This is a genomic window from Pseudomonas sp. NPDC087598, assembly GCF_044743525.1.
Lineage (GTDB): Bacteria > Pseudomonadota > Gammaproteobacteria > Pseudomonadales > Pseudomonadaceae > Aquipseudomonas.
This window is the reverse complement of record NZ_JBIUWQ010000022.1, coordinates 30,428-39,862: the sequence shown is the minus strand read 5'-3', so window position 1 is coordinate 39,862 and position 9,435 is coordinate 30,428. Positions and strand designations below refer to the sequence as shown.

Below are 9,435 nucleotides of genomic sequence, written 5' to 3'. Positions count from 1 at the left end.
ACCTTCGCTTCGTTTTTAAGTTTATCGACCACTTCAGCCACCCACTTTACCTTGATAACCCCCCAGCGTGCAGCCCGCGCATAGACATTAAGGGTCTTGTTGGTGGAGGCGGTGGAAACGCCCAAAGCGTCCGGAGTCAGCACTTCGAGAGGCTTCTTCTTGGCTTTCATGATGTTTGGCAGGGACGCATAACGCGGCTCGTTCAAACGCAGGTCGGTGGTGACGATCGCTGGCAGTTTCAGCGAAACGGTCTGCGCGCCGCCGTCGATTTCGCGAGTCACGGCAACGCTGTCGCCCGAGACTTCGACTTTCGAAGCGAACGTCCCCTGACCGTAGCCGCTCAGTGCAGCGAGCATCTGTCCGGTCTGGTTGTTGTCGCTGTCGATGGCCTGCTTGCCGAGGATCACCAACTGAGGCTGTTCCTTGTCGACCACAGCCTTGAGCAGCTTGGCCACGGCGAGCGAGGTCAGATCTTCAGCGGATTCGACGAGGATGGCACGGTCGGCACCCAGAGCCAGTGCGGTACGCAGCTGCTCCTGAGCGGTGGTCGGACCGATGGAGACGACGACGATTTCAGTCGCAACACCCTTCTCTTTCAGGCGTACGGCTTCTTCCACTGCGATTTCGCAGAACGGGTTCATCGACATCTTGACGTTGGCGAGATCGACGCCGGAATTGTCCGCCTTGACGCGAACCTTGACGTTGTAATCCACAACGCGTTTGACAGCTACAAGAACCTTCATGGATTCCTCGTTACTCTCCGGTGAAAAGAAAGTCGCCTAGGCGAACCTGGCGGTTGATGCTCATCAGGCTAAAAGGGCACCTCTAAAAACGCCGACATGGGTGCGGGGTGATTCACGTTGCAAAGCGCTGTGACCGTTCGTCAGTGGTGACCGACAAGTCATGGATCTTCACGCTGTGTAAACTGCGCGCCGGACCTGCGCTGCGCATCACCTTCTACTGCCTGTGCCCTGTCTTTAGAGGTGCTCTTGAAACCGCCAGTCTGCCTACGACGAGCGCAAAACCGCCCGTATCTTGACCGGAACGCCTATTCCGGTCAATACGGCAAAATGGTCGTTCATAAGCCGCGCTTCTTTGATTTCTCTGGGCTGGAGCCAATTCAAACAAACGTTTGTATTGGACGCTCGGAGTGGTGTAGATATAATGCGCCCCCTAGAGAGAAAGGTGGCTTCTCCTTTATCCCCCTTGACGTTAACGTAAAGGCATAACGGATGCGACATCAAACCTCCAAATTAGAAAAAAAAACTGTTGAGCCTTGAGTAGGAGATAGCCTGTGGAACGCGAATACATGGAATTCGACGTGGTCATCGTCGGTGCCGGCCCCGCTGGCCTGTCCGCCGCCTGCCGTCTGAAGCAGAAGGCCGCCGAAGCCGGTAAGGAAATCAGCGTCTGCGTGGTCGAAAAAGGCTCCGAAGTCGGCGCACACATCCTGTCCGGTGCTGTATTCGAACCTCGTGCCCTGAACGAGTTGTTCCCGGACTGGAAAGAACTCGGCGCCCCGCTGAACACCCCGGTCACCCGCGACGACATTTTCGTGCTGAAAAACGCCGAAAGCGCGCAGAAGATTCCTGACTTCTTTGTGCCCAAGACCATGCACAACGAAGGCAACTACATTATTTCCCTCGGTAACCTGTGCCGCTGGCTGGCCCAGCAGGCCGAGAACCTCGGTGTGGAAATCTACCCGGGCTTCGCCGCTCAGGAAGCGTTGATCGACGAAAGCGGCATCGTGCGCGGGATCATCACCGGTGATCTGGGCGTCGACCGTGAAGGCAACCCGAAAGAAGGCCTGTACACCCCGGGCATGGAACTGCGTGGCAAATACACGCTGTTCGCCGAAGGTTGCCGTGGCCACATCGGCAAGCAACTGATCCAGCGCTTCAACCTCGACAGCGATGCCGACGCCCAGCATTACGGCATCGGCCTGAAAGAAATCTGGGAAATCGACCCGGCCAAACATCAGCCAGGCCTGGTGGTGCACACCGCCGGTTGGCCGCTGGACATCATGGGCACCGAGAACACCGGCGGCTCGTTCCTCTATCACCTGGAAAACAACCAAGTGGTAGTTGGTCTGATCGTTGACCTGTCCTACAGCAACACTTACCTGTCGCCGTTCGACGAATTCCAGCGCCTCAAGCATCACCCGGTGCTGGCTCAGTATCTGGAAGGCGGCAAGCGCATCAGCTACGGCGCCCGCGCAATCTGCAAGGGTGGCCTGAACTCGCTGCCAAAAATGGTCTTCAAGGGCGGTGCGCTGATCGGTTGCGACCTCGGCACCCTGAACTTCGCCAAGATCAAAGGCAGCCACACCGCGATGAAGTCCGGCATGCTCGCCGCTGAGTCGGTGGCTGAGGCGCTGTTCGCCGAGAAGGATGGCAGCGAAGAACTGACCACTTACGTCGACGCGTTCAAGAAGAGCTGGCTCTACGAAGAACTGTTCGCCAGCCGCAACTTCGGCCCGGCGATCCACAAATTCGGCGCAATCGTTGGTGGCGGTTTCAACTGGCTCGACCAGAACATCTTCGGCGGCAAACTGCCGTTCACCCTGCACGACACCAAGCCGGATTACGCTTGCCTGAAGCTCGCAGCCGACTGCAAGAAGATCGACTACCCGAAACCGGACGGCAAACTCAGCTTCGACAAACTCAGCTCGGTGTTCATCTCCGGTACCAACCACGAAGAAGAACAGCCTTGCCACCTCAAGCTGACCGACCCGAGCATCCCGATCAGCAAGAACCTGCCGCTGTACGACGAACCGGCGCAGCGCTACTGCCCGGCTGGCGTATACGAAGTGATCACCAAGGAAGACGGCGAAAAACGCTTCCAGATCAACGCCCAGAACTGCGTGCACTGCAAGACCTGTGACATCAAGGACCCTTCGCAGAACATCACCTGGGTCACGCCGGAAGGCGCCGGCGGCCCGACTTATCCGAATATGTAAGTCGACCCGCTGAACAACAAGGCTCCCGAATCGGGGGCCTTGTTGTTGCCCGCAATTCAGTGCATCACACATACCTGTGGGAGCTGGCTTGCCAGCGATGGCGGTGGATCAGGCACATCCATGTTGAATGTGCCGGCCACATCGCTGGCAAGCCAGCTCCCACAAGGATTGTGTAAATCCTCAGGCGGCGCGTTCATCGCCCGGGCTGCGCTCGAAGTAGCGTTTGTATTCGCGACTGAACTGCGACGTACTCTGATACCCCACCCGATGCGCCACCTGCGCTACACCCAGTCCCTCCGCCACCAGCAACGTCTGCGCCTTGAGCAACCGCAAACGCTTCAGATACTGCACCGGCGACAACAATGTGCTGCGTTTGAAGTGCTCATGAAACGTCGAAATGCTCATGTTCGCGCAACCGGCCAGGGTCTCGACGTTCAACGGCTCGGTGTAATGCGCATGCAAATGACTGATCGACGCGGCGACCCGCGCAAACTGCCCCTGCTGCTCGACTAACGCGCGCAACACATCGGCCTGCGGCCCGCGCAATGCCGTAAACAGCAATTCACGCACCCGCGCCGGCCCGAGAATCTGGCACTCCAGCGGATCGTGCAGACAACTCAGCAAGCGCTCGACACACCCGCGCATGTCATCGTCGAGCACCACCGAAGTCATCGACTCCGGCGTCTGCGCCGGAATATGCCGCCCCGGCGCCAGCCCCATCGCCAGCACCAATTCGCCAAGCAAGACGCGATCAATCGCCACCGACACACCGAGCAACGGCGCGTCCGGCAGAGCAAACGTCTCGCACTCGAACGGCACCGGCAACGCCTGAATCAGATAATGCCCCGCGCCATATTCCATGGTCCGGGGGCCGAGAAACGCCAGTTTGCTGCCCTGGGCGATGATCATCAGGCTCGGTTCATAAATGTGCGGGCCACGGGCGACGTCACAACTGGCGCGCAACACTTGCACACCGGGCAGCCCGGTCTGGCTGTAACCATCGCGTAGCGCCAGTGGTTCGATCAACGAAACCAGGGTGGCATTGGCATCAAGGTGACGGGTTAATTGCATCAAGACACTTCACAGAAAAAGACACGGAAAAAGGCACGAAAGCATCATCGCAGATCCTTTCGCCAATGCGACCGGACAAACCCGCATGCCGGAGGATTAGGCATGAGACCCGGAGGAATCGTCATGGCCGGACAGCCGGACGGCGCCCAGAATGCGCCGCCTCACTTGTCACTGCTTTTGCGAGGTTCCTCATGTACACCGCCATCGGCTATGCCGCCCAATCGGCCACCACTCCCCTCGCCCCGATGAAGTTCGAACGCCGCAGTCCTCGCGCCGACGACGTCGCCATCGAGATTTTGTATTGTGGCGTCTGCCACTCCGACATCCACCAGGCGCGCAACGAATGGGGCATCGCCGTTTACCCGTTGATGCCCGGCCATGAGATCGTCGGAAAAGTCACCGCGATCGGTGCGAATGTCACCCAACACAAGGTAGGCGATCTGGTCGGTGTTGGCTGCATGGTCGACTCTTGCCGCACTTGCGATGCCTGCCAGCAGAACCTTGAGCAATACTGCCTCGAAGGCCCGACCATGACCTACGCCACGCCGGACCGGGTCGATGGCAGCAACACCATGGGCGGTTACTCCGACAGCATCGTCGTCAGCGAGCACTTCGTCGTGCGCATCCCGGAAAAACTCGACCTGGCCAGCGCTGCGCCGATTCTGTGTGCCGGCATCACCACCTACTCGCCGCTCAAGCACTACGACGTCAAGGCCGGCGACAAGGTCGGGATTCTCGGCATGGGCGGCCTCGGCCACATGGGCATCAAGTTCGCCAAGGCCATGGGCGCCGAAGTCACGCTGTTCACCCGTTCGGCGAGCAAGGCTGAAGAAGGTCGCCGCCAGGGCGCCGATCATGTGATCGTATCGACGGATGCCGAGCAGATGAAAGCCGCGGCCGGGCGTTTTGATTTCCTGCTCGACACCATTCCGGTGCAGCACGACCTCAACCCGTACCTCGAAACCCTGCGCTTCGACGGCGTGCATATTCTGGTTGGTCTGATCGAGCCGATTGATCCGCCCGTACACGCCGCCAACCTGGTATTGGGCCGTCGCGTGTTGGCCGGCTCGCTGATCGGCGGCATCGCCGAAACCCAGGAAGTGCTGGATTTCTGCGCCGAACACCACATCACCTGCGACATCGAAATGCTCGACATCCGCCAGATCAACGAGGCTTACGCCCGCATGATCGCCGGTGACGTGAAGTACCGTTTCGTGATCGACATGGCGACGCTCAAGGTTTAAACCTTCAGACCGAGTTCCGCCGAGAGCCGGGCTGTGACCCCTTTGATCAGGGGAATCAGCTCGGCCATTTTTTCCAGCGGCATGTACGGCACGGTGCTGGCGATACTGATCGCCGCCACGATGCGCTTGCTCGCATCCCGGATCGGCGCCGCCACGCAGCGGATCGACGGTTCGTTGTCCTCCAGGTCGAACGCGTAACCACCCGCCACGTACTCGGTCATGCGTTGTTCAAGCTGTTCCCACGACTGCTGGGGATGCTGCGGCCAGAACTGACTTTTCCCACCCGCCGGCAGGCTGATGTCGTACAGCCGTTGCCAATCCTGCGGCGAATCATCGAGCATCAACGCCTTGCCAATCCCGGTCCGTGCCAACGGCATGCGATGGCCGACCCGCGAGCGCATTTCCGGGCCGTTGCGCCCTGGATTCTTCAGCAGATACAGAACTTCGTCGCCTTCACGAATACCTAAATGAACGGTGTCGCCGGTCAACGCCGACAACTCGTCCAGATATGGCCCGGCCAGACTCACCAGTGGCAACTCTTCGCGTGCCTGGAAACCCAGTTCGATCAGCTTCGGTCCCAGCAGATAACCGACTTGCGGCACCACGCGCAGATAGCGCTCATCGACCAGACAACTGGCCAGGCGATGGGTGGTGCTGCGCGTGGTGCCGATCAATCGGGCAATCTCTTTGAGATCACGGGCGCCACTCGCCACTGCCTGCACCACACCCAATCCGCGCAATAGCGTCTGGGTGCCGGTGGGCGCGGCGTCCTTGGTTTTTTCCGGGGCGTCTTCCTGCATATCCAGCCTTTACCGTTGAGCGAGGGAACGGGCGGCATTATGGTCGCCCGACGCAGAGCACTACAACTCGATACGCTCGACCTTGCCCACCAACAGCACGTAGGACAAAGCGCCAATCAGTGCAAGAACCGCGATATAGGTGATCGCCGGGGCGAACGAATCACCGCTGGCGAGGAAACCAATCACGATCGGCGTGGCAATTGCCGACAGGTTGCCGATGAAATTGAACACCCCACCCGTCAACCCGAGCAGACGTGCCGGTGCCACTGTCGAGACCAGCGACCAGGTGATCGAGGCAAGACCGTTACCAAAAAACGCCAGCGCGAGAAAGGCAATCACCAGCGGCGTCGACTCGACGAAGTTGGCACCGATGATCGACGTGGAAATCAGCAGACCACCAATGATCGGCAACTTGCGCGCAAAACCCACGGTGTAGCCACGACGAATCAAAAAGTCGGAGAAGAACCCCGAACACAGCACGCCGACAAACGCGGCGAGAAACGGCAGCGAGGCTAGCAGGCCGGACTTGATGAAGTCCATGCCGCGATACTTCACCAGATAGGTCGGGAACCACGTCAGGAAAAACCACAGCGTCGAGTTCAGGCAGAACTGGCCGAGATAGATGCCCCACAACTTGCGCTTGGTCAGAACGATGCCCAAATCGGTCCAGCTGAATTTGGCTTTGACTTTGGCCGTTTCCTGCTGAATATCAACCAGGCCACCGCCTTCACGGATCAGGTCGATCTCGGCTTCGTTGGCGCCTTTGAAATCGCGCGGCTCGCGATACACCGCGTACCAGATTGCCGCCCAAATGATGCCCACAGCGCCGGTGGCGACGAAGACCATGTGCCAGCCGAATTCGTGTTGCAGCCAGGCCAGTACCGGCGTGAGAAACGCCAGGCCGACGAACTGCCCGGAGGTGTAGAAACCGATGGCCGTGGCGCGTTCGCGCTCAGGGAACCACGTCGTCACCACGCGGCTGTTGATCGGATACGCCGGGGCTTCCAGCGCCCCGACCGCCATGCGCAGCACGAACAAGGCGATGAAACTGGCGGCGAACCCGAGCATCACCGTGGCCAGCGACCACAGCAACAGCGCGACGCTATAAAGGATGCGCGGCGGCACGCGATCGACCAACCAGCCGCCGGGAATCTGCATCGCGGCGTAAGTCCAGCCGAACGCTGAGAAGATCAGGCCGACATGGATCGGATCGATGCCCAGCTCAGTGGTCAGGGCCGGTGCGGCAATCGACAGGTTGCTGCGGTCGAGGTAGTTGATGACCACGGTGATAAACAGCAACACCATGATAAAAAACCGCTTGCGGCTGGGCGTGACTAAAGACGCCTGCCCGGTGAGGGTTTGCGGTTGCATGGGGAGAGCCTCTTTTTATGTTTATTGAGGTCGGCCTGAGGCCTTGCACAAATCCCTGTAGGAGTGAGCCTGCTCGCGATAGCGCCTTGTCTGTCACATCAATGCTGGATGTCACACCGAATCGCGAGCAGGCTCACTCCTACATTTGAACTGTGGTGAATCAGAGGGGGCTCACCACTCGGCAAAGCTGCCATCGGCGTGGCGCCAGATCGGGTTGCGCCAGCGGTGGCCGACCGCCGCGCGCTCGATCACGTATTCCTCGTTGATCTCGATGCCCAGCCCCGGGCCATTCGGGATCTTCACGAAGCCTTTGTCGTAATCGAATACGCGCGGGTCCTTCACGTAGTCGAGCAGATCGTTGCTCTCGTTGTAATGGATGCCCAGACTCTGTTCTTGGATAAACGCGTTGTAACAAACCGCGTCCAGTTGCAAACACGCCGCCAACGCAATCGGTCCAAGCGGGCAATGCAGCGCCAGGGCGACGTCGTAGGCTTCGGCCATGTTGGCGATCTTGCGGGTTTCGGTGATGCCGCCAGCGTGGGAAGCGTCCGGCTGGATGATGTCGACGTAGCCTTCGCTCAACACGCGTTTAAAGTCCCAACGCGAGAACAGCCGCTCACCGAGGGCAATCGGTGTGCTGGTCAGTGGCGCCAGCTCTTTCAACGCTTCGTAGTTTTCACTGAGCACCGGTTCTTCGATGAACATCAGTTTGTACGGGTCGAGTTCCTTCATCAGCACTTTGGCCATTGGCTTGTGCACTCGACCATGGAAGTCGACGCCGATGCCGACGTTAGGCCCGACCGCATCACGCACAGCGGCAACGTTGGCCAGGGCGAGGTCGACTTTTTCGAAGGTATCGAGGAACTGCAGCTCTTCGGTGCCGTTCATTTTCACCGCTGTGAAACCACGGCTCACCGCCTCTTTCGCCGCACGCGCGGTGTCGGCAGGACGGTCGCCACCAATCCACGAATACACGCGGATCTTGTCACGCACCTGACCACCGAGCAGATCACTGACCGAGACACCGAGAGCCTTGCCCTTGATGTCCCACAGCGCCTGGTCAATACCGGCCAGCGCACTCATGTGAATGGCGCCGCCCCGGTAGAAGCCTCCGCGATACAACACCGTCCAGATGTCCTCGATGTTGCGTGGGTCTTTGCCGATCAGGTAGTCGGACAATTCTTCCACGGCAGCAGCAACGGTGTGCGCGCGGCCTTCAACCACGGGCTCGCCCCAACCGGTCACGCCCTCGTCGGTTTCGACCTTGAGGAAGCACCAGCGCGGCGGCACGATGAAAGTGGTGAGTTTGGTGATTTTCATCTGCTTGTCTCTCTTATTTGGATGCAGCGCACGCAGCGCCAAAAAGTCTTAACGAAGAGCCTTCCACGCGGCCACATAGGCTTTGGCATTGTCCGCCACTTGCTCCACCGTCATGCCCGGTTTGAATAGTCCGGAGCCGAGACCGAAACCTTTCACGCCAGCGTCGATGAACACCTGCATGTTGTCCGGTGTGATCCCGCCGACCGGCGCCAGCACTGTTCCGGACGGCAATACCGCGAGCCAGGCTTTGACGACCGCCGGGCCCATCTGCTCGGCCGGGAACAGTTTGAGAATGTCCGCGCCCTCCTCCAGCGCCGCGAATGCTTCGGTCGGCGTGGCAACGCCCGGCGACAGGTACAGGCCCGCCGCTTTCGCTGCGCGCAACACCTTGGCATCGCTGTGCGGCATGACAATCACTTGGCCGCCGGCCTCTTTCACCAACTCGACCTGCTCTGGCGTCAGCACTGTGCCGGCACCGATCAGGCAATCGGCGGGCAAGGTCTTGCGCAGGATGCGGATACTTTCGTACGGCGAAGGGGAATTGAGCGGTACTTCGATAACGCGAAATCCGGCCGCATACAGGACTTCTCCGACAGCGGCGGCTTCCTGCGGATGCAGGCCACGCAGGATCGCGATCAGACCGTTTTGTGCCAGTGCTTGCTTGAGCATT

The 9,435-nt window shown here is 59.6% G+C and carries 8 protein-coding genes; 2 read left to right on the top strand and 6 right to left on the bottom strand.

Annotated features, from left to right (window positions below; translation table 11 throughout):
• A partial coding sequence (locus ACIOWE_RS14395) for an electron transfer flavoprotein subunit beta/FixA family protein (protein ID WP_401392375.1) occupies nucleotides 1-743 on the bottom strand: 743 nt, incomplete at its 3' end.
• A 551-nt stretch (nucleotides 744-1,294) separates the two neighbouring features.
• Here ACIOWE_RS14395 and ACIOWE_RS14390 point away from each other — a divergent pair.
• Nucleotides 1,295-2,959, top strand: coding sequence for an electron transfer flavoprotein-ubiquinone oxidoreductase (locus tag ACIOWE_RS14390; RefSeq protein ID WP_401392372.1), 1,665 nt, complete (start codon nucleotides 1,295-1,297; stop codon nucleotides 2,957-2,959).
• A 180-nt stretch (nucleotides 2,960-3,139) separates the two neighbouring features.
• Here the strand turns inward: ACIOWE_RS14390 and ACIOWE_RS14385 are convergent, their stop codons facing one another.
• Nucleotides 3,140-4,030: an AraC family transcriptional regulator gene (locus tag ACIOWE_RS14385; protein WP_103306711.1), complete on the bottom strand. Its 891-nt coding sequence runs from the start codon at nucleotides 4,028-4,030 to the stop codon at nucleotides 3,140-3,142.
• A gap of 191 nt (nucleotides 4,031-4,221) precedes the next feature.
• Here ACIOWE_RS14385 and ACIOWE_RS14380 point away from each other — a divergent pair, with 191 nt between their 5' ends.
• Complete coding sequence (locus tag ACIOWE_RS14380) at nucleotides 4,222-5,274, top strand: NAD(P)-dependent alcohol dehydrogenase (protein WP_401392369.1); 1,053 nt, start codon at nucleotides 4,222-4,224, stop codon at nucleotides 5,272-5,274.
• Here ACIOWE_RS14380 and ACIOWE_RS14375 read toward each other — a convergent pair.
• The 4 genes from ACIOWE_RS14375 to ACIOWE_RS14360 all read right to left on the bottom strand — a co-directional run bounded on the left by ACIOWE_RS14375 (nucleotide 5,271) and on the right by ACIOWE_RS14360 (nucleotide 9,434).
• Entirely contained in the window at nucleotides 5,271-6,074 is an 804-nt protein-coding gene (locus ACIOWE_RS14375; RefSeq protein ID WP_401392366.1) for an IclR family transcriptional regulator, read from the bottom strand. The two genes, ACIOWE_RS14380 and ACIOWE_RS14375, sit on opposite strands and share 4 nt — an antisense overlap.
• A 60-nt stretch (nucleotides 6,075-6,134) precedes the next feature.
• On the bottom strand, nucleotides 6,135-7,445 hold the full coding sequence (locus ACIOWE_RS14370) for an MFS transporter (protein WP_401392363.1): 1,311 nt from the start codon (nucleotides 7,443-7,445) through the stop codon (nucleotides 6,135-6,137).
• Nucleotides 7,446-7,616: 171 nt separating this feature from the next.
• The gene (dgoD, locus tag ACIOWE_RS14365; RefSeq protein WP_008085519.1) at nucleotides 7,617-8,765 is read right to left on the bottom strand and encodes a galactonate dehydratase; all 1,149 of its coding nucleotides are present in this window, start codon (nucleotides 8,763-8,765) and stop codon (nucleotides 7,617-7,619) included.
• A gap of 48 nt (nucleotides 8,766-8,813) precedes the next feature.
• Nucleotides 8,814-9,434, bottom strand: coding sequence for a 2-dehydro-3-deoxy-6-phosphogalactonate aldolase (locus tag ACIOWE_RS14360; protein WP_201237267.1), 621 nt, complete (start codon nucleotides 9,432-9,434; stop codon nucleotides 8,814-8,816).
• Between the last annotated feature and the right edge of the window lies 1 nt (nucleotide 9,435).